The organism is Enterovibrio sp. FF113, assembly GCF_041439165.1.
In the GTDB taxonomy this organism is placed as follows: domain Bacteria; phylum Pseudomonadota; class Gammaproteobacteria; order Enterobacterales; family Vibrionaceae; genus Enterovibrio; species Enterovibrio norvegicus_A.
Window position 1 is genome coordinate 1 of the sequence record NZ_JBGONO010000002.1, and the last position, 26,971, is coordinate 26,971.

Sequence of the window (26,971 nt, forward strand, 5' to 3'; positions counted from 1 at the left end):
AGCTAAAACGCAAAGCGCCCAACAGAAACGGCGGTACTTCGCTCACCCCGACTTTAATTACGACGAAGTTGACTCCCCAAACAACAACAACGAACAGCGCCAAAAAAAAATCTTTTACGGTCATGCTTTTTCCTGCTGTTAGCCATAGGTTTCGGTGTTTAAAAACCGTTCTTACCCCAAGCGCTAAATTTATAGAATAGAGAATTGGCGCGAATCACGTGCCTGAGGTGAAGTAGAGTTGATAGCGTAGAAAAGCACAAGTAAAAGAAAGGCTAACACCCAGTAAACATATTCAATCCTCGCACCCTTACAGCCGTCTTATAAAAGCGAGTAAAAAAATGAGAATGATCTTTGTTGGTACTAGCGGCCGTTTTTCAATCCAGCCTCTGTGATGTTCGTAGGATTGTTGTGCATGTTCGTCGTAGCCCCAGAGAAAAGAGCGGCGAACACAGCGTGAAACGCAGTGATAATAAGGGGTGGCGTCGAGACTGATGAGAGAGGCTCGGGCTTTTCTCATTGGCAGTAAAGTGGCTATCTATTAAACGACATAGAAACAATATCGTTTAATAGTTAACCGTTCATCGTTGAGCATTGCCTTTGAGCCTGAAAGCACAAAGCCGTGAAACTGATAAATCTATGCCTTTCTAAATGTGCCTGTCCCACTTATTCCAGCTTCGACGTGCGAAAACACAAAAACGGCACTGCTCGCAGTGCCGTTTTTTTATGGGTGGAGAAAAAGTGAGTTCGCTTTTATGGCATTTTAAGTCGATTTAAAAGCCGTTATTGCACGTTTTTACCCACCCAGGTAGTGATCCAATTCGCGATGTCTAGGTGGTTATTTTCAAGCATTAACATGTGCCCATTGCCGCGAATGCCCTCGTCTTCGAGCCTCACCAAATCCACATCGACGCCTGCCTGCGTTAGCCACTTAGCGGTGCAATGGTCGTATTCAGCGTGATATGACGATTCGCTGATGAGGAAAAGTACCGGGGTATCTTTCAGATTAACCAGTTGCTTTGCGGGTTCTGTTTGCTGCCAACATTTAATGAGGTCGGGTCTGTCAGCGTTTGCTTGCTGTTCAGTCACGAGATCGGCTGGCGTACTTACGCCAGGTGAATAGGTGATTGGCACGACCGTTACGCCCCAAGGCATGCTCGCCTTGCCCTTTTTGTTTTGAATCGGTGGGCCACTTGGTTCCATTGTCACGATAGACATAACTAACTCAGGCCTTGCATCTGCGATCAGCCAGCCGAAGGGACCCGATTGAGAGTGGGTGAGAATAATGGCAGGGCCGATTTTGTCGAGCAACGCTACACCTGCATCACGCACAACGTCACTGCTTTCCACGTGTGATTTGAGCGACTCAACCTGACTGGCATAGAACTGATCGAAGACAGGGTCGCCTTTTCTGCCCGTTCCCGGCCATTGGGTATGAAGGTGAGATTGCGGCCATTGCTTCTCGAACTGTTCTGATGCGGTGAATTTCTTTTCGATAATGCCAGCGTTGAACATCCGTAATTCACCATTGAGATTCGGGTGCCATGCAGAGCGTCCTCTCGCGGGTTGGTCAACCATGTAGACCACATAGCCTTTTCCTACAAAGTCATGCGCCCAGCCGGAACGCCCGTCTGGGGTTGTCATCCAATTAACGGAGGTTTGTGCCGCCCCATGAATCAATACGATGGGGTAGGGCTGAGTCACCGTTTCAGGTGTCCAGCGCTCAACATACATTTGACCGGACATCAGTTCTTTGCCGGGTTCACCATGGTATTCCCCGCCAACAAAAAACACGTCACTTTTGTAGTTGCCCGTAGAAGGTTCTGTGCCATGAGAATATGGCACAACCGCGGATAGCAAAATGCCTAATAGAAGTTTTTTCATTGTCATCCCTTGCTCTAATTTACCACTGCCCTCGTTAGACACAGACCATGAAGCCACCGCGAAGCCGAAGCAAAACGGTAGTCAGTTCATTGGCGTTTAGTGTCTACATTCATTGCAAATCAGCCATGCTGGGAGTTTGAGCGATTGGCTTAGGCCGTAATCGCTCATCAAGGTAAGCGCCATAGATGGGCTTTTCATATGTTTATTGGAATATGAACATGGGCTATACAGCCCAGCGATGGCCGATGGATAAACAGTATTGAAGACGAAGCTGACACCGACCTGTCTTACTCAGAATGATGTTCCAGTTAGGCATATCGTCATCAAATTCGGATGGAGAATGGCGGATAGAGAATGACGGATAGGAAAGAAAGGGTATAAAAGACCGGATAAAACATGACGAGTGGGATGAAAAACGCCAGCGGTATGTGACTGGCGTTTTCAACGGGGTTGGGTGTTATTCAGCGCTTAGCGGTTTAAGGCCTGCAAGAACCGTAGGCAGAAGCTCGGATACCGTAGGGTGGACAGGCAGGGCTTGTTGCATGATGCGATAGCTCGCACCCGTTGCCATGTAGTTGATGATCACCGAAATGATCTCGTCTCCGTTGAGGCCAAACTCGGTTGCGCCGAGGAATTGTTCCGTATCACCATCCACAATTGGTTCTTTGTTGGGACAGTCACTATTAAAAAATGGAAAATACATTTCATATGCCTTCCTACTATTGGCCTAGTAGCAAGCTTTTGAAACTGGATAAAAGAGGTTCAAACTAGATTTCAAAGGAGATCGACATATAAGAGGTGTGCGAAAATCACCAATGTGGTGATTATTAGTGCTTGCAGGAGGTGTTGCCGACGCTAGCTCGTCGCGATGCGAAACCCGCAAAGTCGTTTTCGTCCCAGTAAGGGTAGCGCTGTTTTGATTGATGATTCAGAGCCAATCAAGGTTCCCTTTTCAACTTGCGCGTAGGTACTAAGCCATTCAGCGGAATCAAACCCTAGGCGGTTGAGTATCTCAGGTTCATGATCATCAATATGACCGCGCTTATCCTCTCGGCACTGACGCCCCGTCCAATCAACCAACTCTAAATAATCCATCAAGCGAAAAGGTATACCATCAGGCATATTTCCTCTGGGGTTGCCCGCAAAAGGCAGCAAACCAACAGCGCCAGGTTTATCAGTCTCTATCGCTTCAATTCGCGCTTTCACGCTCGTGAAATCAGACGTTTCCGGCGTGTCTGCGATCGCAGCGCGTACTGGGTTCAAATCCACATATGCCATCGCTGCCGCTAAGGCTTTTTCATCTAACAGCGCCTGACTTTTAAACCGTCCTTCCCAGAAGTGGCCTGTGCATTTGTCTTCTTTATTGGCCTCTGACGCGATATGTTGATTGAGCAACCGCATGAACCAGCTAATCGAAGTAAGCCTATCCCGCCATACTTCAATGATCTCGCTGCATCGTTCAGCTTCTGCCTCTGACAGTTTATCACCTTGAATAAAACGCTGGATAAGTGAAGGCCCTTGATGAAACGCCAACCAGCGCTCAACAACATCAACTTGAGTCAGCTCGTTGGCTTTTTCCGTATTGATATGAAGAACCACATGGTAGTGATTGCTCATAATGGCGTAAGCACAAACATCGACACAGAATGCATTTGCCAACGCTAACAACCGTTTTTCAATCCAGCCTCTGCGATGTTCGTAGGATTGTTGTGCATGTTCGTCGTAGCCGCAGAGAAAAGAGCGGCGAACACAGCGCGAAACGCAGTGATAATAAGGAGTGGCGTCGACACTGATGAGAGAGGCGCGGGCTTTTGTCATTGGCAGTAAAATGGCTATCTATTAAACGATACAGAGATAATATCGTTCAACAGCTAACCATTCATCTTTGAGCATTGCCTTTGAGCCTGAAAGCACAAAGCCATGAAACTGACAAATCTATGCATTTCTAAATGTGCCTGTCCCCTTTATTCTCACCCCCTTTATTCTCAAGAACGCAAACTGACCGAAGCTGATGGTTAGCCCGTAACACAACAACCAGCGCAGCGGTACATTTGGCCGTTTAACAAAGAAAATCGCGGGTATCGCCACCAAGCTAAAACGCAAAGCGCCCAACAGAAACGGCGGTACTTCGCTCACCCCGACTTTGATTACGACGAAGTTGACTCCCCAAACGACAACAACGAACAGCGCCAAAAACAAATCTTTTACGGTCATGCCTTTTCCTGCTGTTAGCCGTAGGTTTCGGTGTTTAAAAACCGTTCCTACCCCAAGCGCTAAATTTATAGAATAGAGAATTGACGAGAATCACGTGCCTGAGGTGAAGTAGAGTTGATAGCGTAGAAAAGCACAAGTAAAAGAAAGGCTAACACTCCGCCAAAGCATCCAATAGACACATTCAATCCCCTCACCCTTACAGCCGTCTTATAAAAGCGAGTGAAAATATGAGAATGATCTTTGTTGGTACTAACAACCGTTTTTCAATCCAGCCTCTCCGATGCTTCTAGGATTGCTGCGTATGTTCGACGTAGCCGCAGAGAAAAGAGCGGCGAACACAGCGCGAAACGCAGTGATAATAAGGGGTGGCGTCGACACTGATGAGAGAGGCGCGGGCTTTTGTCATTAGCAGTAAAGTGGCTATCTATTAAACGATACAGAGATAATATCGTTCAACAGTTAACCATTCATCTTTGAGCATTGCCTTTGAGCCTAAAAGCACAAAGCCATCAAACTGACAAATCTATGCCTTTCTAAATGTGCCTGTCCCGTTTATTCACCGTTTATTCTTTTATCTATTAAACGATACGGAGATAATATCGTCCAACAGTTAGCCATTCATCTTTGAGCATTGCCTTTGAGCCTGAAAGCACAAAGCCGCTCAACCGGATTCTGCCATAGCAATGTCTAGCCTTGAACCACAATGCTGACAAGTCGCATGTACAGGTACTGCTAGCCTCATTGTGATATATGCAATATCAGTTTTATTGCAATCTGGGCACGTAAATCGGTGTGTAGCTACCTTTGGTAGAATTGGAAAATTTCTTAGTTGCCGTAGGGCAGAATATGCCAAATTTTCAAAGTCAGCTAATTCATCGTCGGTTAAAGAAAAATCCTCTTCATGTACAAGTTTATTGCGAATTGTGGCGACAGACCGAAGCTCCTTTACAAGCTCTGGGCTTAGTATCGAGGCCACCGAAGATGTTTTTTCGTGCAAGCCCTTACCAGTTCCACCAAGCTTACTTAGCCGCCCTTCAAGATCTTTACTATCCTGAATTACAATTTCATAAGTACTTCTACGCGAAGGCTTAGAAATTTGGAAGTTTGACGAGGTGCGTGCTTTGCCTGAGCTTGGGGCAGGGTCTGTATTAGCAAAGAAGTTATATACATTGGTCGCAAATATTGCGTTATAGTAAATCACTCCAGCAGTGACACCGACTCCTATACCCAACATTGGTTTATTAATCAGCAAAACAATTACTATTAGAGCGAAAACAGTAATTAAGAAAAAATTAACTACTTTTTGGATAACATCAAGCACAAATAAATCCTTTTAAGTCAAAGATTAAAACTGTTTAAGAGTAATTCTATACCCTGCTAATACCCATTTCAGCTAACAATACTAAATCTTGGAACGATATATATCTATAGAGACATAACAGTCTATTCAAACCCAAACGGGGCATTTAAACACCACACTTTGTCCAAGAATAACAAGCTCGCCAAAAGGTAAATTCTTTTAACATAAAAATTTTTTGATAATTTTAATCACATCTAAAAATAAAACTCGGATAAACACCCCAAACAGCCCAACATCACTGCCTACTTTACCCGCCCAAAATCTACCACAAAGTGCATAAATCACGGCATGATTTTGGTCGCAGTTAAGCACGGGTGCTGAGTTTTTAATCAGCCAAATGAAGAGATTGTGAAGCAAGACTATCTTTGCAACTATTTCAGGGAGTTAAAGGGAAATCAGCCATCAATCAGCATGCTTCACCCCACACCCTTTCAGTACCAGATTGACCAAAAACTCTGCGGCTTGTTCGAAGTCTTCGTCGTCGAGTTCATATTGTCCGCTGACTTGGCAAATCTGCCAGTTGAAGTCGGCGTAGGTTTGGGTGGAAGACCAAAGCATAAACATCAGATGCTTGGCGGGAACAGGGTCCATCCAACCTTGGGCAATCCAATAATCAAACTTGTTGAGGATCATTTTAGATTGGTCGATCAAGGCTTCTGCAATGTCTCTCGGCAAATGCGGTGCACCCGCCATTACTTCGGCAGCAAAGGTTTTTGATGCGGAGGCGTGGTCACGGGAAATTCGAAGTTTGGTGCGAATATATTGGGTCAGCGCTTCTCTTGGGTCATCCAATTGCTCAATCGGTAATGAGGCTTCGAGCAACGGCAAGGTGACGCTCTCCAATACCGCGCGGTAAAGGTTGTCTTTGGTGTTGAAATAGTAATAGAGGTTGGGCTTGGGGATTTCTGCGCGTTGGGCGATTTCGGCGGTTGTCGTGGCAGCATAGCCTTTTTCAGCGAACAGTTGGCTGGCAACGTCGATGATCTTTTCCTGATTTTTCGCCCTGATGCGTGACATTACCCGTCCATGGATTCATTAAGTGCTTAGCTCAACTCTAATGAATCAACGGCAAATCATCCAGTCGCACTGGCGGAATTCACGATAAATGAAACAAAAAAAAGCCCGTCGTGAAAGAAGCGGGCAAATATCAAAGGACCGATATGATATCTAAAACAAAACTCGGCAAAGCTTAAACCATGCTACTCGCCGCGAATATTGTGGCTTGAAAGGGATTCAATGGCTTTGATCAGCGCGGAATGATCCCAATCCTCACCGCCTTGTTCTGCGCACAAGCCAAAGAGATCTTGGGCTGATTGGGTATTGGGCAATGCGACACCCAGTGTCTTGGCTCCCGTTAAAGCGAGATTCAAATCTTTCTGGTGAAGGCGAATTCTAAATCCGGGGTCAAAAGTACCTTTCACCATGCGCTCCCCGTGTACTTCCAGCACTTTGGAATTGGCAAAACCGCCAAGCAAGGCGTTGCGAATACGTGCTGGATCGGCACCTGCTTTGGAAGCAAATACCAACGCTTCCGACACCGCCTCTATGTTCAACGCGACAATGATTTGGTTGGCCACTTTGCACACTTGCCCAGCGCCGCAGTCACCCACCAAATTGATGTTTTGACCCATGGCACCGAACAAAGGCAATGCTTTCTCGAAATCAGTTTCAGCGCCACCCACCATGATAGTCAGCGTGGCATTGATTGCCCCCACTTCTCCGCCAGACACGGGCGCATCTAAATACGCTGCGCCGCTTTCTTTTACGCGAGCAGCAAACTGCTTAGTTTCTAGCGGTGAAATTGAGCTCATGTCGATCACGGTTTTCGATGCATCTAACGCGGGCTCAATCCCTTCTGCGCCGAACAGTACCTCATCAACCTGCGGCGTATCAGGCACCATAATGATGATGAAATCTGCACCCTGAACGGCTTCTCGATGGGTGGCGAAGGTTATAGCGCCTCCTTCTTTCAAGCTGGTTGGTGCTGAAGAGCGACGTTCAGAAAGATGGAGTTGATAGCCCGCTTTTTGCAGATTCTCTGCCATGGGTTTGCCCATGATGCCCGTGCCAATAAATGCAATTGTCGTCATGCTATGACTCCTTATTCTGTTGGTAGTCCGCTAACCATTTCAGCCCTTCGTGGGTTGTGGTGGCGGGTTTGTACTCGCAGCCCACCCAACCTTGGTAGCCAATGCTGTCGATATGATTAAACAGGAAATGGTAATTCAGTTCGCCCGTTCCTGGCTCATGTCGACCTGGGTTATCCGCGATTTGAATATGACCAATGCGATTGAGTGAGGAAGTCATCGTTTGGGCGATATCGCCTTCCATGATTTGCATGTGGTAGATGTCGTATTGCAGTGAAATGTTGTCACTGCCCACCGCATCACAAATCCTCAATGCCTGTTGGGTATTGGTGAGCGCAAAGCCCGGAATGTCACGGGTGTTAATGGCTTCAATCACTAGCCTTATTCCCGCGTTTACCAACTGTTCATTGGCAAATTTCAGGTTCTCAATCAGGGTCGCTTCTGCGTCTTCTTGAGTGACGCCTTGGGGCACAATGCCTGCCAGACAGTTTACTTGGTCACATTCAAGTGCCTTGGCATATTCAATCGCGGTGGCAACGCCTGCGCGAAACTCATCGACTCGCGATGGGTCAGCAGCAATCCCGCGGTCGCCATTGTCCCAATCACCCGATGGGAGGTTGAATAGCACTTGTTTCAGCTGGTTTCGATCAAGTTCTGCTTTAAGTTCCTTTGCGTTAAACGCATAGGGAAACAAGTACTCCACGCCTTTGAATCCGAACTCTGCCGCGGCACTGAAGCGCTCAACAAATGGCAGTTCGTTAAATAGCATGGATAAATTGGCAGCAAGCTTTGGCATATCAATCTCCTTATCTCTGTGTTCTTTGTTCTTGCTTCTTGATGTTGTATTTGCGCTGTGCAAACACTTATCTGTCTTGCGCCGCCAAAGCGGTGGGAGCGTCAGCTATGGATTCCGCCAACGATTCGAATTCATTCACGGCATCGATTTCAGCGCCCATGGAAATGTTGGTGACCTTCTCCAGAATGATTTCCACCACAACGGGAACGCTGTGTTTTGCCATTAGTGCTTTCGCTTGTTCTAGTGCAGGCGCAATCAGATCAGGGTCTCTGACTCTTATCGCCTTACAGCCCAAGCCCTCTACGACAGCAACATGGTCGACACCATAATCGGCCAATTCTGGCGAATTCTGATTTTCGAAGGCCAGTTGTACGCAGTAATCAATATCGAATTGACGCTGCGCCTGTCGGATTAATCCAAGGTATGAGTTATTCACCAATACGTGGATATAGGGAAGCTTGAACTGTGCACCGACAGCTAACTCTTCGATCATGAACTGAAAATCGTAATCGCCTGAAATCGCCACGATTTGACGCTCGGGGTCGGCAGCGCGAACGCCTAAGGCCGCAGGTACTGTCCAACCTAAAGGCCCAGCCTGACCACAGTTAATCCAGTGGCGAGGTTTATAAACATGCAGGAACTGCGCGGCGGCAATTTGTGAAAGACCAATGGTGCTGACGTAGCAAGTCTCACGGTCAAATACGCGGTTCATTTCTTCGTAAACACGCATGGGTTTGACTGGCTGTTCGGTGTAATGGGTTTTACGCAGCATAGTGGCTTTACGCTGCTGACAATCACTCACCCAAGCGCTGTGATCGTTCAGGCGACCTTGAGATTTCCATTCTTTGGCGACCTCAACGAGTTGGGACAAAGCTGCATAGGCGTCAGAGACGATGCCGAGATCCGGACAGAAAACACGGCCAATTTGCGTCGGTTCAATGTCGATGTGAACAAATTTTCTGCCTTCGGTATAAACATCAACCGATCCCGTATGGCGATTCGCCCAACGATTGCCAACGCCAAACACCAAATCAGACGCCAACATGGATGCATTGCCGTAGCGGTGAGACGTTTGAAGCCCCACCATGCCCGCCATAAGTTCATGATCATCCGCGATACTTCCCCATCCCATTAAAGTAGGAATAACCGGTACGCCGAGAATTTCCGCAAACGCTTGCAACAGCTCAGACGCATTGGCATTAATCACACCGCCGCCTGACACAATTAATGGCCGCTCTGCTTCATTGAGCATTTTCAACGCCATTTCCGCTTGATGGCGTGTCATCGCAGGTTTGTAGGGGTCAAGAGGCTCATAGCTATCAATATCGAATTCGATCTCAGCCAGCTGAACATCCAAAGGCAGGTCTATCAACACAGGACCAGGACGACCAGAACGCATCACCTGAAAAGCATGCTGAATCGCCCGAGGGACTTGTGCTGGCTCCATCACGGTTGAACACCATTTGGTGACAGGACGCGCTATCGATTCTATGTCTACCGCTTGAAAATCTTCTTTATGTAGACGCGCTCTTGGTGCCTGCCCTGTAATACATAAGATGGGTATGGAATCAGCCTGCGCAGAATAAAGCCCCGTGATCATATCGGTGCCTGCTGGGCCAGATGTGCCAATACAAACGCCGATATTTCCTGCATTTGCTCGCGTGTAGCCTTCAGCCATGTGCGATGCGCCTTCAACATGGCGAGCGAGAATATGGTCAATCCCTCCCACTTTCTTCAATGCTGAATAAAAAGGGTTGATGGCAGCCCCCGGAACACCAAATGCTTTCACCACCCCTTCACGCTTTAACACTTCTATGGCTGCATCAATCGCTCTCATCTTTGCCATGAAAAACTCCTTTTGTATACAATTTGGAACTTAATTGTATTTTTAGATCGAATAAAATTTAACCGCAAGGGGTTTTTAACATTTACCCAACAAAAGAACGACGGTGAGTTACCTTCAACGGCATCAGGCCTGGCATGGAGGGAGTGGTCTGACAACTTACGAAATATCAGAGATTAGAAGAAATCACTATTCACATCGCATTAACATTGTGCTTTTATTGTTCACTATAAAAAAAATTATAAAACACCATAATTAGAAAAATTGTATACATTAAACAAAGGACCTTACCGATGCATGACATTCAGAACAATCCAGAACATCAGCAAAAACAACGCCAAATACATCAACCCAACGCCGCTGCATCAAGGCTAGAGGTCATTGGTTCGCTTTTTAGCGAAGAGGCTAAAGCGATACTCAATACAAAGGCATTAGCATTTTTGGAAACCCTGTGTGTGAATTTTGCGGGTGATCGGCAAACACTGCTCGATACACGAATAGCGAAACAGGCTGAATTTGACAGCGGATCACTGCCAGATTTTCGAGCCGATACGCAGCCTATTCGTGATGACCCGAACTGGAAAGTGGACGCAGTGCCTGATGCCCTGCTCGACCGCCGCGTTGAGATCACAGGCCCGATCGACCGAAAGATGGTGATTAATGCCCTCAACTCTGGGGCCAATGTTTTCATGTGCTGCTTTGAAGATGCAACGTCGCCGACATGGGAAAATATGGTCAATGGCCAAATCAACATGCGTGATGCGAATGCTGGCACGATTGCGTTCACCGAACCCAAAAACGGTAAGCACTATCAACTGATAGACAACCCTGCCACCTTGATCCATCGCCCTCGTGGTTTGCACTTAGAAGAGGCGCACATTCTGTTTGATGGCAAGGCGATGCCGGCTAGTTTGATGGATTTTGGCCTGTACTTTTTCCATAACCACCAGAGCAGAAAAAACATAGGACAAGGCGTGTATTACTACCTGCCGAAACTCGAATCAATGGAAGAAGCCGCATGGTGGGAAGCCGTATTTGATTTTACGGAGCAATATTTCAACGCAGATAGCGGCACCATTAAAGCAACGGTTTTATTAGAAACACTGCCAGCCGTATTCCAGATGGAAGAGATTCTGTATGCCATGCGCAAGCACATCGTCGGTATGAATTGTGGCCGTTGGGATTACATTTTCAGCTACATCAAAACACTGAAAAACCATACTGACCGCATCCTGCCCGATCGTCATGCCATTGGTATGGATCAGCCGTTCCTTGAGGCATACAGCAAGCGTTTGATCCAGACCTGTCATCGTCGCGGGGCACTGGCTATTGGCGGCATGTCAGCGTTTATTCCTTCCAAAGATCCGGAAGAAATGGATCGCGTGACTAAGAAGGTTATCGATGACAAACGCCGAGAGGCCACCAATGGCCATGACGGCACTTGGGTTGCACACCCGCATTTGGTTTCTCTGGCACGCGAAGTGTTTGATCAATACCTTGATGGCTCTACTAATCAACGTCATTTCATTCCTGACGGCACATTCAATAGAGAAGCATTACTTCGCCCAAGCCGAGGGCCGAAAGATGAGCAAGGGGTAAGAAAAAATATCCGAATCGCGGTGCTTTACATGGAATCGTGGCTTCGCGGCGTCGGCTGTGTGCCTATTTATGGAATGATGGAAGATGCCGCCACCGCAGAAATTTCTCGCGCAAATATTTGGCAATGGTTGAAACACAACGTGTCGTTAGATGACGGGCGCACTTTTACCACTGAGATGTTTAGAGAATGGTTGGATCAAGAAGTGGCTGAAATGAAAGCATCTTCAGATGACCCCAACAGCAGGAAATTCGATCAAGCGTCTGATCTGTTTTTCACGCTTTCGACCGACAACCATTTTGCCGACTTTCTGACGATTCCTTGCTACGCAAAACTCGAATAACAAGCATTGGCGGCTTGCTTAACCCGTAGCCGCCCACAAAGTCTAGGAGACTTCCAATGGAAAATCTGACGATGATAAAAGCACTGGAAATTACCACTCAAGTATTTCTGGCGGCACAAAACCGAAAAACGGCCCCGCTCACTGTTGCCATATTGGACAAAGGCGGCGCGTTAATCTCGCTTCAGAGGCAAGATGGTTCCAGTATGATGCGCCCAGAAATTGCTATCGGCAAAGCGTGGGGAGCCTTAGCACTGGGTTGCTCATCAAGAAAGATTGCTGATGATGCGCAAGCAAGGCCAAATTTTATCTCGTCGATTTCCACGCTTGCTCAGGGCAATTTGGTGCCTGTTGCTGGCGGTGTTCTCATTCGTGATGAACACGCCGAACTACTAGGTGCGGTGGGAGTTTCTGGCGACATTTCTGACACCGACGAAGCGGTTGCGATTGCAGGGATTATCGCAGCTAAATTGAACACAGATACGGCTCTCAATGCGCAGTAAATAGTGCGCAATTAGTCGACGCACAAACAAAACCCTTCAGGTTCCCTCCATTTGCGGGGGAGCGAAAACAACACCTATCAATGAATCATTACTGTACCCAAGCATCTTGATGTTGTTTGGGTACAGTCGAACCGCCGCAATCACCAAATTCTCATCAATCTCCTGAATGGAACAGAACACGCACCGCAAACATAAGCGAAATCAATACAATAATTGCGTCGATGTTGTACAATCACTTCAACTATTCTTATACAAACCAACAGTCAAAATTATCAATTTTTTACGTTCGCTTTCAGAACGTTATTTGACAGCTGGCTCACCCTTGGTGGGTCGTGAAAGGGATAACTGTATGACAGGGCTTCTCAAAGCTACCACAAAAAAAAGTAAACCGACGAACCCTAAAATGACACAAGATGACATCGTATACGGCCATATTTTCGATGCCATCCTCGAGCAACGTCTTCCGCCAGGAACCAAACTTAGCGAAGAAGCGTTGGGCGAGATCTTTGGTGTTAGCCGTACCATTATTCGTCGTGCACTGCTTCGCCTTTCTGTTGAGCAGGTCGTCAGCACGCGCCCGAACCGAGGTTCGATTGTCGCTTCACCATCTGTTAGCGAAGCACTGCAAATACTCAAGGCGCGTGACGTTATGGAACTCGCGATTGTTGAGCTTGCGGCTGAAAATGCCACCAGCGACCAAATCGCAAAGTGCCGTGCCATGGTTGCAGAAGAACATGAAGCGATCGCGCTAAATGATACTGGCCGAAGCATTCGCCTTTCCGGAGAGTTTCACATTGAGCTGGCTGCGATGGCAGACAACCTTCCCTTGATGAGCTTCCAGCGCAGTTTGGTTTCCCAATGTTCTTTGATCATTGCGCTTTATGAATCAACCAAGCAACATAACTGTTCTTACGATGAACACACACAACTTCTTGATGCCATTGAAGCTCGCGATAAAGTGAAAGCGATGGCGTTGATGAAAACGCATCTCGACCACATCAAATCAAAACTTAACCTTCACGATGAAACCAACGCTCAAGATCTTCATGCCGTTTTTTCTAACGTGCTGAAAAAGAAAGCTTAAGTTCTGAGTCTAGATTCTACATATTGTCCCACTCTGTAGTGGGACAATCATGCCTCCCCCACATATTGCCCTTATCTTCCATTTCCTTCTCCGTTGTCACAAAACCAATTCCACCTATCGTTTCCGAGATTATGAAACGATCAAACTCACAAATTGTATACAATAATTAAAGACAATTTAAGATTCTAACAACCAAAAACACCAATTATCCATTGATTTATAATGATTTTCCTTTGTTAATTTTCACGATCAAACTTGTTAACGAAAAGTTGACCCATCGGTCAGAAATGACTAGTTTATAGACAATGGATTCGAAAGCGTCATGGAGGCAGTGTGATCCGTTTTCTCTTAAATCAAACCTTGCAGGAAGAAAAGGATATTTCTCCCAACCTGACTGTATTGAATTACCTTCGCGAACATGTGCGCAAGACAGGTACCAAGGAAGGATGTGGCTCCGGTGATTGCGGTGCATGCACCGTCGTGTTGGGTGAGGTGGTAGATGGCAAGCTTGAATACCGCAGCCTGAACGCCTGCCTCACCTTTGTTTCGGCACTTCACGGAAAACAGCTTATTACCGTGGAAGATCTTCGAACGAAAGAGGCGCTTCATCCCGTACAGAAAGCCATTGTCGATTTTCACGGCAGCCAATGCGGCTTCTGCACCCCCGGTTTTATCATGTCGATGTTCGCACTCACCAAAAACACACCGAACGCCGATAAAGAAGATACCTATGAAGCGCTCGCTGGCAATCTTTGTCGTTGCACAGGTTATCGCCCTATCGTTGAAGCGGCGTTATCACTCAGTCAAGAAGCGCCTATCCGCGATCAGTTCTCCGATTACGAGCGAGAGACCGTCGAAAAGCTCAATGCGATTGGTGAACCCGAACTTGAACACCATGCTGATGGGAAGACGGCTTTTACCCCGACGAACAGTGACGAACTTGCCAAAACCTTGATGGCACACCCCAATGCCAAACTGTTAGCAGGTGGCACTGACCTGGCGTTGGAAGTCACGCAATTTCATCGTGACATTGATAAGCTGATTTACCTCGGCCATGTCGATGACATCAAAACCGTGAACGAGACTGACACGCACATCGAAATCGGCGCCAATGTCCCGTTAACGGATGTGTATCGCGTGCTCGAACCTCACTACCCTGATTTCGGCGCACTGATCCAGCGTTTTGCTTCTCTGCAAATCCGCAACCAAGGCACAATTGGCGGCAATATTGCCAATGCTTCGCCGATTGGTGATGGGCCACCGTTGTTAATAGCGCTAGGTGCGACAATCACGCTTAGACGGGGAGAAACAGCACGTGAGATCGCGTTGGAAGATTTCTTCAAAGACTACAAAGTCACTGCGCTGCAAACCTCTGAGTTTATTCAGACGATTCGTGTACCCAAACCGTTGCCAGACCAAGTATTCAAAGCATACAAAATCTCCAAACGCTTTGATGATGATATCTCGGCGGTATGTGCTGCATTCCGCCTGAAATTCAACAGTGACACTGTCACAGAAGCACGCATGGCGTTTGGTGGAATGGCAGCCATTCCGGCTCGGGCCGTTAAGTGCGAACAGGCATTAGTCGGCAAACCGCTTTCTTTAAGTACAGTGCAAGCCGCCATGACTGCGATAGCCGATGACTTTTCTCCCATTTCTGACTTCAGAGCGACCAAAGAATATCGCGCTGAAACGGCAGCGAACCTGCTTTATCGACTGTACACCGAGTTGAACTATTCATCTGGCGGCAAAATGATTGAAACGAGGGTGATTCACTATGTCTCGTAAAACAACCCCCTCCATGACAATGGAAGAAATGACCACGCAGGCCAAAGCCGGACTAATGACAGGTGTCGGCAAATCCGTAAAGCATGAAAGTGCTGAGAAACAGGTTTCCGGTGAAGCACTGTATATTGATGACCGCGGCGAATTTCCCAATCAGCTCCACGTTTATGCGCTGATGAGTCCCCATGCGCATGCAAACATCACCAAGTTGGATGTGACGCCCTGTTATAACGTGCCAGGTGTGCGTTCGGTGATCACTTCAAAAGATGTACCAGGCGAGTTGGATATTGGTCCTCTTCTCCCCGGCGACCCAATGCTGGCTGACGGTAAAGTCGTTTATGTCGGCCAACCCGTCATCGCCGTTGCCGCAGACAGTCTCGACAACGCCCGCAAAGGTGCGGAAGCCGCCATTGTTGAATACGAACGCTTGCCTGCCGCGCTAGACGTTGAAGAAGCATTGGCACAAGAACTGTTTGTGACCGACAGCCACACTCAAAAACGTGGTGATTCTGCCGCTGCCATCGCCAACGCTGATCACGTCTTAGAAGGATCGCTACACATTGGTGGTCAAGAACATTTCTACTTAGAAACGCAGGTTTCTAGTGTCGTTCCGACCGAAGATGGTGGCGTGATTGTCTATTGCTCCACCCAAAACCCGACTGAAGTACAAAAGCTTGTGTCATCGGTTCTTGGTGTTCCTATGCACAACGTGCTGATTGACATGCGCCGAATGGGGGGTGGATTTGGTGGTAAAGAGACACAAGCTGCTGGCCCTGCCTGTATCGCAGCGGTTTTCGCCATTCAAACCGGTCAACCGGTGAAGTTCCGACTACCTCGTCGTGAAGACATGATGATGACAGGTAAACGTCACCCTTTCTTTAATCAGTACAAAGTCGGTTTTGATCACAATGGTTTGATTGAGGGAATCGATATTGTGGTGTCTGGTAATGCTGGGCACTCCCCGGATTTATCACGCTCGATTGTCGATCGCGCCATGTTCCACTCAGACAACGCGTATTTTCTTGGCAACGCCACTGTCACAGGGCATTGCGTGAAAACCAACACCGCATCAAACACGGCTTATCGGGGATTCGGTGGCCCTCAAGGGATGATGACCATTGAACACGTGATGGACTCCATCGCTTACCATCTCGGCAAAGATCCGCTCGATGTGCGCAAAGCCAACTACTACGGCGCAGAAGGCGAAGGCCGTGATGAAACCCACTACTACCAGAAAGTGGAAGATAACTTTATCCACGAAATGACCACAGATTTGGAATCAGAGTGCGACTATCAAGCAAGACGAAAAGCCATTGCTGATTTCAACGCGAGTAGCCCGATCCTTAAAAAAGGCATTTCCATCACGCCTGTGAAGTTTGGGATCTCTTTTACGGCGACCTTCCTGAATCAAGCTGGCGCACTTGTGACCGTGTATACCGATGGCAGTATTAGCCTGAACCACGGTGGCACAGAAATGGGCCAAGGTTTGAACACCAAAGTGGCACAAATCGTCGCCGAAACCTTCAGCGTTGATATCAGCACGATTCAAGTGACCGCTACCAATACTGAAAAGGTGCCAAACGCTTCGCCCACAGCGGCCTCTTCAGGAACAGACCTAAACGGTAAAGCGGCACAGAATGCTGCGTTGATGATTAAAGAGCGCATGGTGAGTTTCGCCTCGTCGCATTTCGATGTTTCACCGGACGCTGTGGTTTTCAGTAATGGCATAGTTTCCGTTGGCGACAAAAAGACGATGACTTTTGCCGATTTCACTGAGCTTTGCTGGTTTAACCAAATCTCACTGGCGGCGTCTGGTTTTTATCGCACACCGAAAATCTTTTACGATCACGAAAAAGCCCGTGGACGTCCCTTCTATTATTTTGCTTATGGCGTGTCTTGCTCTGAAGTGATTATTGATACGCTAACAGGGGAATACAAAGTGCTCCGTGCTGACATTCTTCACGACGTGGGGGCATCACTTAACCCAGCGATAGATGTCGGTCAGGTTGAAGGTGGATTTATTCAAGGCATGGGATGGCTGACAACGGAAGAATTGGTCTGGAACGACAAAGGCCAGCTGATGACTGCAGGCCCGGCAAGTTACAAGATCCCAGCTGTCGCTGACACGCCGGAAATCTTCAACACGCGTTTGGTCGAAAACCGCACTAACCCAGAAGACACGGTTTTCCACTCCAAAGCCGTGGGCGAACCCCCATTCATGTTAGCCATTTCGGTATGGAGCGCGATTCGCGATGCCATTATGAGTGTTGCTGAAGACGGGGAGATCCCACACCTTCCTTCCCCCGCCACACCCGAGCAGGTTTATCACACCATCAAACAGGCTCGCAAAGGTAAATCTGCCGCGGATTTTTCGCTCTAAGCAGATAACCCAGAACCATGGATTGGAGAACAGTGATGTTTAAAGACAATTGGATCCAGGCACTGGCTGACTTTGAAGCCAAAGGCACACCTTGTGTGATGGTTACAGTACTCGAAGACAAGGGCTCTGTGCCACGTGGCGCAGGCACGAAAATGCTGGTGACGGAAAACGAAGTCATTGCCACCATTGGTGGCGGGCATCTTGAGCATGTTGCAATGAAAGCCGCGCAAGAGATGCTAACGCACGGTGATAGCGAGATGAAAATCGAGCGGTTCAATCTAGGCGCAAGGCTGGGGCAATGCTGCGGTGGCATTGTCACACTGAGCTTCGAACCCATTGGACAACAACGACATATACTGGCTCTTTTCGGTGCTGGCCATGTTGCCAAAGCACTGGTTCATGTTCTCGCCACCCTGCCATTCAAGGTGATATGGATTGATGAGCGTGAAGCGCAATTTCCCGCTCAAATTCCTGACAACGTGGAAATGCGATTAACGGACGACCCCGTCGGTGAGGTGGCTAGCCTGCCAGCCAACAGCATGTATCTGGTGCTGACCCATAACCACCAGCTGGATTTTGATCTCTCTCGCGCCATCCTCAAACGCGGAGACAGCCGCTACTTCGGTTTGATTGGCTCACTGTCTAAGCGCAAACGTTTTGATTATCGCTTAAAAGAACGTGGATTTAACGATGACGCCATCAATACCATGATCTGCCCTATCGGTATCGAGGCGGTAAAAGGTAAACACCCCGCAGAAATCGCCGTTTCCGTCGCGGGCGAGCTTATCGCCTGCTACCAAGGTGAATACATCTCTAGCAAACGGGAGCATACGCCACAGAAACGGGCAGAAAAACTCTCTATTCTGAATACACAACCAAGCGAAAACCAAAACAATAAAAATAACGAGAAAATAAGGGCATAAAGGAATGAAAGACCCAAAAGCTCATCCTACAAGAGCCTTTCGCGCTGCTATTTTACACAGTCTTGCCAACCCAACGGACGTGGGTTTGGAAGATTCATACCAATATTTTGACGACGGTATGCTGCTTGTCGCCGACGGTCACATTGTTAACGTCGGTCATGCAGAGGATATCCTTCCAATGCTTGATGCCAGTATTGAAGTTGTCGAGCTTGACGACAAATTAATCATGCCGGGATTTATCGACACCCATATTCACTACCCGCAGACGGGTATGATTGCGGCCTATGGCGATCAACTGATCGATTGGCTGAACAACTATACCTTCCCTGAAGAAAGGCGCTTTGAAGACGATGACTATGCGCGAGATGTCGCGGTGCATTTTCTTGATGAACTGGCGCGAAACGGCACCACCACTGCACTCGTGTTTGGCACTGTGCATAAATCCTCTGTTGATGTGTTTTTTCAAGAGGCAGAGAAGCGCAACCTGCGCATGATCGCGGGAAAAGTGTTGATGGACAGAAATGCGCCGGACGATCTGACCGACACACCCGAGTCTGGTTACGCCGACAGCAAAGCGCTGATAGAAAAGTGGCACAACAAAGGTCGACTTCATTACGCTATCACGCCACGTTTTGCGCCGACCAGTTCGTCTGAACAGCTTCGATTAGCCGGAAAACTGCGCCAAGAATATCCCGATGTTTACCTGCACACACATCTGTCTGAAAACCCGAAAGAGATAGAATGGGTGGCGGAGTTATTTCCAGACAGCAAAAACTATTTGGATGTTTACGACTCACACGGTTTGCTCTCGAACCGCTCAGTGTTTGCCCATGGCATTCATTTGTGCGAGCAAGAGTGCGCAAGACTGGCAGAAACCGATTCAGCGATTGCGTTCTGCCCCACGTCGAACTTGTTTTTAGGCTCGGGCTTGTTCCCTTTGTCGAAAATGGAACAAAGCGGAATTAAAGTAGGCATGGGTACAGATGTCGGTGCAGGCACCAGTTTTTCACTGCTTCAAACCATGAGCGAAGCCTATAAGGTGATGCAACTGCAAGGCGAGAAACTGCACCCACTAAAATCGTTGTATCAAGCCACGTTGGGCGGTGCAAAAGCACTCTCATTGGATAACGACATTGGTAACTTAGAGGTTGGGAAAGAAGCGGACTTTGTGGTTATCGATCTTCATGCCACTCAACTGATGAAGTTTAGAATGGAGCACGCGGAATCATTGGAAGACAAACTGTTTGTGCTCATGACACTGGGCGATGATCGCGCCGTATTTGATACATACTCTTATGGGCAATCCGTGTATCCCGTCAACAACAGTTAGAATTTCTCATATCCCATTAACGAAGAATCTATCTCATGTCTACGCTGAGACACTTAGCCTCTCGGCCAAAGCCTCCTCCTGATTGCCATTAAAAACTCAGCAGAATCAATTCCGCTGAGTTCAATGGAACGAAACCAAGAGTGACTCTAGTTGCCGTTAGATGTTGTTGTGCGAATACCGAAACTGTTCGGTTGAACCGTAAGTACTACACCATCACTAAACTGAACCTGTTGCGTCGTGCTCTCATAGTTATAAGCCATATACGTTAGCGTATCGCCTTTCTTGAACGCTACTGCTGTTGGGGAGTCGGCCGTTAACGCTCCTGTTCCCGTCATCAGGTGCCCTAGCGCCTTCCATGTATGTATCCAATGGTAGGTATGCGCTTTCGATTCACCTTCTTCAGTGACATAGTTCGAGCCTCGCGTTTCATAATCTGCAATCGCAGCATCTGCATCTGTCATTGCCCATAGGTTCCACCAGATATCTCGCCAATGACCGTCTTGCAAACCCGACGCTTTTCCATTGCTGGACTCGGTTAAGCCAAGTTCAACATAATCTTCCATGTAGTCCGCGTGGAGGCCAACGTGGAAAACCAATGGATTGAGCGGCAGCCCTTGTATGCCAAGGATATGCGCGTAAGCGCCACTGAACCAGGTAGAAAAAACACCGCCCGTCCCCCAGATGATTGACGTTGTGATCTTGTCGTATCCCGGCGGGAAGTTATCGTAATCGTCCCCTTTGTTTGGATAAAGCGGTGAGCGATTACGATACCCATCAAGGTTGTTCCAATATTCCCAATACGCAGCACTTGATGAAGCATGCAAATACATGCCTTTATCAACGAGATCTTGGTCGCCCGTGATCATGCCGTATAGCACGATAGCACCGTATGAGTTAGCCGCTTCTGATGTCGATTCGTTGTTGTTGCCCAGTGCAAAGTTAGCGTGACCTGACGCCCATGAGAAGCCATTCGCAGGGTCGAAATTTCGAAGGTACGGGAACATATCATCCCCTTTGCTCGCGGCATAATCACGGATCAATAACTCAACCATAGGGCCGTACTGATCCGCGCCACACCACGATTTATCAGTGCGACAAATTTCCGCAGCGGCACGCACGAAGTAGCCGTAATGGAAATGGTGATCGTTGAGTTGTTGGTGCGTACCGAACGACTCTTCAACGCCCAGTAAGGTTGTCCAAGTTTCGTCGTAAACGAAATACCTTACCGTGTCCAAGCCACCGTTGGTGTCTGCACTAAACCAATCTTCCAGTTCAGATTTCAACCATACCGTCAGGGTGTTAGCTTCTGTTTCCATACCAATAGAACGGGCAATGGCAATCACTTCCGACGCTTTACCGTAACTCTTACCTGACCAATAGGTGTCTGTGTATGGGTTCCATCCATTCGAGCCTTTGTTGACATATTCCGTCACCAAGCTGCGTAATGTTGTGTGGTTAACGTCCCCAACCGTGCTCGGAAGCGTCGGCAAGACCCCAACAAATGGCATGGTGTAAGAAAATGCATTGGTTTGGCTGAACTTGATCACGCCACGCGCACTGCGCATTTTATGATCGATCGTTGGCGCATTGCTGTTCTTCCAATGCATTGGATGCAAACCCGCCAAGGTTTCAATCGGGCTGCCACTGGCATTAAGATAGCTATGCGTCACTGTTACTTGGTTATTGGCACGGTTAACTTCGTAATCAATTTCTACGTTACGGACAACTTGACGTGCCAACGCAGCAAACTCATTACTAACGGCATTACTTGGCACAGCAGTGCCCGGTAACAATGTAATGGTCGCTTCTTTCGCGCTGTTTATAACGGTAATTCGATTGCTCGTTTTCCCGGTGAAGGTGGTTGCACCCTCGCCCACAACCAAAAAGTTAGTGCGGTTTCCCGCTATGCTAGTCCAGATCCCCAGCATGTTGTTTGAATCTGCAAACGTGCCTTTTTCACCGCTGTTCGACCTCAGGGTTTTCAGCACTATGTCGCCATGAAACGCTTTCACATACACATAAGGCGAGCCATGTACAAAGGTGGCCTCCATAATTGGCGTCGTACCATTTCGCCATTCCACGGTCATTGCGCCATCGCTGTGATCTTTTAGGTAGCCTTCCATGTCGCTAAACTGCGAGTTGGCGATGGCAATACCATCAAAGACTTCATCGAACGGCGCTGGCACTGTGTATTCAAACTTATCAACCGCACCTCGTAGCCCACTGGGGATACCAAGCATTCTAAAACCGCGCTCAGAAATACGTGCACTAACAGGATCCGGTGTGATGTACCCTGCGCCGTTGGGGTCGCCAATACGCATTTCCCCTAAGAAAGACACTGAGCCCCACCATTTGTGTGTGGGCACAGGTTGATCTGAGAGTTCGGGAACAAGCTGAGGAAATATTTGAGTTGGCGTACCAATGTTTGAGCAAGATTCTACGCCAGGTTTCACAACACCTGCGTTAAATACCCAAAAGCCATGATCTTCGGCACAGCCATAGCCTTCAGGATTAAACGTATCTGAAATGCTACCTGCGCCATACGGTGTGATGACATAGTCACCATTATAGGTGCTGCCGTTTCCAGCATTTTCATCTTCAACCAGATACACATCTGCCACCAGCACTGTGCCACTCCCTGAAAATTGAAGGCCAATCCACGTTAAATCGGCGAATGCTGGAAACGGAACCTGCATCTCAATCCAGCCATTGCTGAGTGCTGTGCCGGTATTAATCGCATAAGGCTTTTTATCTTCGGTGCTATTTACGCCCTGAATGGACACTTCAACTTGAGCCGCAAAAGTACTCTTCACTTTAAAACGAAGTTGGTTATACGCCGACGCATCAATAGCCTTTGCTGGATTTCGATTGCCCCACGCAAGTTCAGCATAAGGAACGCCATATCCCGTGCCGCTTGTTACCTGAATGGCGCGCTCATAGGTGGTGTCTGAGGGGGTTTTATTGATCGTTGAATTTGAACCCCAAGAGACAGCAGATTCAGCAAAATCGAATGAATCAGCATTCTCTGAATGGAAAACATAACCATTGGTATTTTCGGGGGTTTCACCACCAGCATCCGTACCATCACCGCCGTCTGTGCCATCACCGCCGTCTGTGCCATCGCCACCGTCTGTGCCATCACCGCTGTCTGTGCCATCGCCGCTGTCTGTGCCATCGCCACTGTCTGTTCCATCGCCGCTGTCTGTGCCATCGCCGCTGTCTGTGCCATCACCACTGTCTGTGCCGTCGCCACTGTCTGTGCCATCACCGCTGTCGGTGCCATCGCCACTGTCTGTGCCATCACCGCTGTCTGTGCCATCACCGCTGTCTGTGCCATCACCGCTGTCGGTGTTTTCTCCCCCGCCATCAGAGCCGCCTGACCCAGACTCCAAACCGTCAGTGGTGGTCGTTTTCTTGAGCTCAATATCTAGTGCACTATCCTCACCACCCACGGTGACGTTACGCACTAAATGGCCAAAATCATTGTGTGAGATAGCAAGTATGTAGTTGCCACTAGGAAGCGAGAATAACGCTTTGCCCGAAGTATCGGTGCGGTGGGTGTTGCCTGATACATCGACGATGGCATTGGAGACCGCTTGATTCGAATCCTGATCAGTTAACACCACACTTAACACGTATGTGATCGTCGTTTCTGAATTGGTTTCGTCACCATCGCTACCTCCGCCGCAGGCAGATAATAAAAATGATAGACAAAGGTAGGTGAAAATTCTGAAATTACTCAAAGGGATACATCCATTCGCTAAGAATCCAACCACTTTCTAATGCTCCATAAGCAATTTTGAAAGCGCTTTCTTTTCGTGGATTATATAGATGCCGGATATTCAATGGACATTGGTTCATCACAAATTAAGTGTTGTCGTCGCATTTATTGCTCACTCACGACATATGAACCATCCGAACCTTAAGTGAGACAGGCAAGGGATATCTACAATCCCAAACACAAAAATTAACCACAAAAAAAGCGCCTTAACAAAGGCGCTTTCTTATTCAATCGACGATTACTCTTCGACGGGCTTTTTCTTCTTAACCATAAAGACATCTTCACCCACAGACACACCTTGATAGAAGCTTTTATTGCGCTTCTTCGGTGCTGCTTTTTTAGAGGTTGGCTTATTGGTTTTCTTCGCTTGTGTCGGTTTCTTACTAAACGCTTTCTTACGTTGAGGCACCAGACCTTTAAACTTACCTTCCAACCCTTCAAAGGTCGCAAAGGTCATTTTCTTGTCAAGGAAGCCTTCAATGCTTTTGAAGCTGTTCCAGTCTTTCGGGCCAACGAAAGAAATCGCGATACCTTTATTACCAGCACGACCTGTACGGCCAATACGGTGAACATATTCTTCGGAGTGCTTAGGCATATCAAAGTTCACAACATGCGAAACGTTTGAAATGTCCAAGCCACGCGATGCCAGATCTGTTGTGACCAACACTCGATGCAAGCCGCGCTCAAACTCATTCATGATGCGGTTACGCGCACTTTGGCTCATCTCGCCGCTCAGTGCAACAGCCTTGATGCCACGCTCTACAAACATGCTTGCCAAACGTTCAGTATCTGCTCGCGTTGCAGTAAATACCATTAGCTGTTGATATTCTTCTTCTGCTAACACGCGATCCAGCAATGCTTGCTTGTGATCTAGGTGGTCACATAGATAGAAGCGCTGCTCGATATCTTTGTGTTCTTCGTTAACAAAACCAATCGCTACGCGCTTTGGTTCATTCAACATGTCAGCGGCAATGTCATTGACTTGCCGATGATCAAGCGTTGCAGAGAACATCAGCGTTTGACGACGACGGTGACCCGCTGCATCGTTAATCGCTTTAAGCTGGGGTGCAAAGCCCAAATCCAACATGCGGTCGGCTTCATCAAGGATCAACATTTCCAAACCTTCTAGGCTTAGATGACGATGCTCAAGGTGGTCAGCAAGACGACCAGGGGTCGCAACCACGAACACTGGGTCTTTACGAAATTCTTTCGCTTGATCATTGAAGTTCTCACCACCAAGGATCAACACGGCTTTGTATTGTGTGCCCGCAATCAATTTACGCAGCTCACCATATACTTGTTTTGCCAATTCACGAGTAGGTGCAAGCACAACAACGCGTGGATCACGGCGGGTTAACGCCTTGACGCGCATCACGCGCTGCATCGCTGGGAGCAAGAAGGCCAGTGTTTTACCTGAGCCCGTTTTAGACGACGCCAACAAATCTTTCCCTGCATTTACAACAGGAATGGCGGATGCCTGAACATCTGTCGCGGAATCAAATCCCCAGTGTTCAATTGTTTTTAGCAGGCGCTTGTCTAAACCCAGGTCTTCAAATTGCAAGGTGATACTCCAATGTTTCTTTATATACAGGCCGTTACTGCGTATTCGTTATACTTATCAACGCAAAGTGACGCCCCACAGAAATAGGCGCGGATCTTATCATATTTCTTCATTACCACACATTTTTATTGTGCGTGATCACACTTTCACCGACAACCAGCATCTATCCGTCGGTATTTCTCTTTTTGACAGGTAGCGTAGGGTTCAAACTAGTCATACCGAGAATCCAATTAATGCCAACATCCAGCCCACTATTTGCTTGGAAACGCTTTACGCTTGAAGAACGCGAACACACTTTTCCAAACGGACTAGTGACCTCGCACATCACCCTTACCCATCCTGGTGCCGTGCTTATCCTGCCAGTGGCGAATGACGGTAAATTGGTCATGATTCACCAATACCGTCCATCTATCGATCGTTGGATTTACGAGTTTCCCGCAGGCACCATGGAATTAAACGAATCACCTGATGTGTGTGCAAAACGTGAACTTGCCGAAGAAGTGCAATTAGCAGCTTCTGAGTGGCACAAGATTGGCGAATCACTTCCTGCTCCTGGGTTTTGCGATGAAACCCAGTATTTGTATGTGGCAAAACAGGTTTCAGACTGTGAAGGCGAACTGGACGACGACGAAGTGCTTGAAGTGGTGCATTTCCCTGTTGATGAAGTGGCTCGTATGATAGCCAACAACGACATTCAAGATAGCAAAACCATTGTGGCATTTTGCCGCGCTCAACTTTTAGGGCTGATACGCTGATAATTCCTAGTCCAGTGTCTCTTTGCTTTTTTGTATCAACGCTGACTACCTTTCCCTTCGACCTACGCCACCTCACATGGCTAAGGTAATCGGCACGTCGATCACAACGTGCCTTTTAAACAAAGTGTTAACATTGACATCCGACCAGTTGAACAATTAACGTGAGTGAAGCAATTTCAACTCAAGGAAGAACAATGAAACAGACTCTTGCCCATGCTAACCGAATGCTAAAACTATTCGGATTCTTCAAAGTTCCTTTAATTTGGTATTGCCGCCCTAAAATTCTTGTGCTCAACGAAGAGCGCGTTCAAATTCGAATTCCACTCAAGCGAAGAAACAAAAATCACCTGAACAGTATGTATTTCGGCGTTTTAGCGGTAGGTGCTGATGTGGCTGGCGGTTTTATGGCGATGAGTAAATCTGAGTCTCGAGGCAAGACAATATCACTTGCATTCAAATCAGTGACCGCTGAGTTCCTAAAGCGTCCAGAGGCTGATGTGATTTTCACATGTGACGACGGAAAACTCATCGATCAGATGCTAGATCAGACAATATCAAGCGGCGAGCGTGTCAATCAACCCGTCAGAATCACGGCAACATGCCCTTCCTTACATGGTGATGAACCGATGGCGATCTTTGATTTAACATTGTCAGTAAAAGCAATAAACTGAATTTTTCACACCACTTTGCTGGATACGCTAAAAAAATTCAATAAGTCTCTAAAATGAAATAACTATTTCTTTGCCCTTTT

At 47.7% G+C, this 26,971-nt stretch carries 20 protein-coding genes and 2 pseudogenes; 9 read left to right on the plus strand and 13 right to left on the minus strand.

Translation table 11 applies throughout. The annotated features are described in order from the left end of the window. Nucleotides 1-322: 322 nt before the first annotated feature. The 11 genes and pseudogenes from ACED36_RS01820 to gcl all read right to left on the minus strand — a co-directional run. Nucleotides 323-517: pseudogene (locus ACED36_RS01820) on the minus strand (alpha-amylase family glycosyl hydrolase); the annotation flags it as partial. 263 nt (nt 518-780) lie between these two features. Beyond that, nucleotides 781-1,881 (minus strand): alpha/beta hydrolase, encoded by a 1,101-nt coding sequence (locus ACED36_RS01825; protein WP_016958792.1) that lies wholly within the window; start codon nt 1,879-1,881, stop codon nt 781-783. Nucleotides 1,882-2,338: 457 nt separating this feature from the next. Next, nucleotides 2,339-2,536, minus strand: a complete 198-nt coding sequence (locus tag ACED36_RS01830) for a hypothetical protein (protein WP_371732663.1) — start codon at nt 2,534-2,536, stop codon at nt 2,339-2,341. A 200-nt stretch (nt 2,537-2,736) separates the two neighbouring features. Further along, nucleotides 2,737-3,699 (minus strand): transposase, encoded by a 963-nt coding sequence (locus tag ACED36_RS01835; protein WP_026024279.1) that lies wholly within the window; start codon nt 3,697-3,699, stop codon nt 2,737-2,739. A gap of 117 nt (nt 3,700-3,816) precedes the next feature. Next, nucleotides 3,817-4,095, minus strand: coding sequence for an EamA family transporter (locus ACED36_RS01840; RefSeq protein WP_371732664.1), 279 nt, complete (start codon nt 4,093-4,095; stop codon nt 3,817-3,819). A 289-nt stretch (nt 4,096-4,384) separates the two neighbouring features. Next, nucleotides 4,385-4,501, minus strand: a pseudogene (locus ACED36_RS01845) (alpha-amylase family glycosyl hydrolase); the annotation flags it as partial. Nucleotides 4,502-4,756: 255 nt separating this feature from the next. Further along, entirely contained in the window at nt 4,757-5,416 is a 660-nt protein-coding gene (locus tag ACED36_RS01850) for a hypothetical protein (protein ID WP_371732665.1), read from the minus strand. A gap of 441 nt (nt 5,417-5,857) precedes the next feature. Beyond that, nucleotides 5,858-6,472 (minus strand): TetR/AcrR family transcriptional regulator, encoded by a 615-nt coding sequence (locus ACED36_RS01855; RefSeq protein ID WP_371732666.1) that lies wholly within the window; start codon nt 6,470-6,472, stop codon nt 5,858-5,860. Between the two features lie 182 nt (nt 6,473-6,654). Continuing rightward, nucleotides 6,655-7,545, minus strand: a complete 891-nt coding sequence (locus ACED36_RS01860; RefSeq protein ID WP_016959317.1) for a 2-hydroxy-3-oxopropionate reductase — start codon at nt 7,543-7,545, stop codon at nt 6,655-6,657. 1 nt (nt 7,546) lies between these two features. Then, complete coding sequence (gene hyi / locus ACED36_RS01865) at nt 7,547-8,338, minus strand: hydroxypyruvate isomerase (RefSeq protein ID WP_016959316.1); 792 nt, start codon at nt 8,336-8,338, stop codon at nt 7,547-7,549. Between the two features lie 67 nt (nt 8,339-8,405). Beyond that, nucleotides 8,406-10,184: a glyoxylate carboligase gene (gene gcl, locus ACED36_RS01870; RefSeq protein WP_017003555.1), complete on the minus strand. Its 1,779-nt coding sequence runs from the start codon at nt 10,182-10,184 to the stop codon at nt 8,406-8,408. Between the two features lie 290 nt (nt 10,185-10,474). On the opposite strand from gcl, the gene aceB reads away from it, so the two are divergent. The 7 genes from aceB to guaD all read left to right on the plus strand — a co-directional run bounded on the left by aceB (nt 10,475) and on the right by guaD (nt 20,123). After that, on the plus strand, nt 10,475-12,121 hold the full coding sequence (gene aceB, locus ACED36_RS01875; protein WP_371732667.1) for a malate synthase A: 1,647 nt from the start codon (nt 10,475-10,477) through the stop codon (nt 12,119-12,121). A 56-nt stretch (nt 12,122-12,177) separates the two neighbouring features. Next, the gene (locus ACED36_RS01880) at nt 12,178-12,621 is read left to right on the plus strand and encodes a heme-binding protein (protein WP_017005621.1); all 444 of its coding nucleotides are present in this window, start codon (nt 12,178-12,180) and stop codon (nt 12,619-12,621) included. A 349-nt stretch (nt 12,622-12,970) separates the two neighbouring features. After that, nucleotides 12,971-13,705: a GntR family transcriptional regulator gene (locus ACED36_RS01885; RefSeq protein WP_017003558.1), complete on the plus strand. Its 735-nt coding sequence runs from the start codon at nt 12,971-12,973 to the stop codon at nt 13,703-13,705. A 333-nt stretch (nt 13,706-14,038) separates the two neighbouring features. Then, entirely contained in the window at nt 14,039-15,493 is a 1,455-nt protein-coding gene (gene xdhA, locus ACED36_RS01890; RefSeq protein WP_371732668.1) for a xanthine dehydrogenase small subunit, read from the plus strand. Further along, nucleotides 15,483-17,870: a xanthine dehydrogenase molybdopterin binding subunit gene (gene xdhB / locus ACED36_RS01895; RefSeq protein WP_371732669.1), complete on the plus strand. Its 2,388-nt coding sequence runs from the start codon at nt 15,483-15,485 to the stop codon at nt 17,868-17,870. The genes xdhA and xdhB overlap by 11 nt, the downstream gene beginning before the upstream one ends. 35 nt (nt 17,871-17,905) lie before the next feature. Further along, nucleotides 17,906-18,793, plus strand: coding sequence for a xanthine dehydrogenase accessory protein XdhC (gene xdhC / locus ACED36_RS01900; protein ID WP_017003561.1), 888 nt, complete (start codon nt 17,906-17,908; stop codon nt 18,791-18,793). A 4-nt stretch (nt 18,794-18,797) separates the two neighbouring features. Then, entirely contained in the window at nt 18,798-20,123 is a 1,326-nt protein-coding gene (gene guaD / locus ACED36_RS01905; protein ID WP_017006536.1) for a guanine deaminase, read from the plus strand. Nucleotides 20,124-20,269: 146 nt separating this feature from the next. Here guaD and ACED36_RS01910 read toward each other — a convergent pair whose 3' ends face one another. Together ACED36_RS01910 and ACED36_RS01915 are read right to left on the minus strand one after the other, a co-directional pair. Next, on the minus strand, nt 20,270-23,866 hold the full coding sequence (locus ACED36_RS01910; protein ID WP_371732670.1) for a glycosyl hydrolase: 3,597 nt from the start codon (nt 23,864-23,866) through the stop codon (nt 20,270-20,272). Nucleotides 23,867-24,142: 276 nt separating this feature from the next. Continuing rightward, nucleotides 24,143-25,465 carry a DEAD/DEAH box helicase gene (locus tag ACED36_RS01915; protein ID WP_016960233.1) on the minus strand — a complete coding sequence of 441 codons (1,323 nt, stop codon included), beginning with the start codon at nt 25,463-25,465 and terminating at the stop codon, nt 24,143-24,145. Nucleotides 25,466-25,698: 233 nt separating this feature from the next. Between ACED36_RS01915 and ACED36_RS01920 the strand changes: the two genes are divergently transcribed. Together ACED36_RS01920 and ACED36_RS01925 are read left to right on the plus strand one after the other, a co-directional pair. Continuing rightward, nucleotides 25,699-26,220, plus strand: a complete 522-nt coding sequence (locus tag ACED36_RS01920; RefSeq protein ID WP_016960234.1) for an NUDIX hydrolase — start codon at nt 25,699-25,701, stop codon at nt 26,218-26,220. Between the two features lie 194 nt (nt 26,221-26,414). After that, a complete protein-coding gene (locus ACED36_RS01925; RefSeq protein WP_017003566.1) occupies nt 26,415-26,891 on the plus strand; it encodes a PaaI family thioesterase in 477 nt (158 codons plus the stop codon). Nucleotides 26,892-26,971 lie beyond the last annotated feature (80 nt).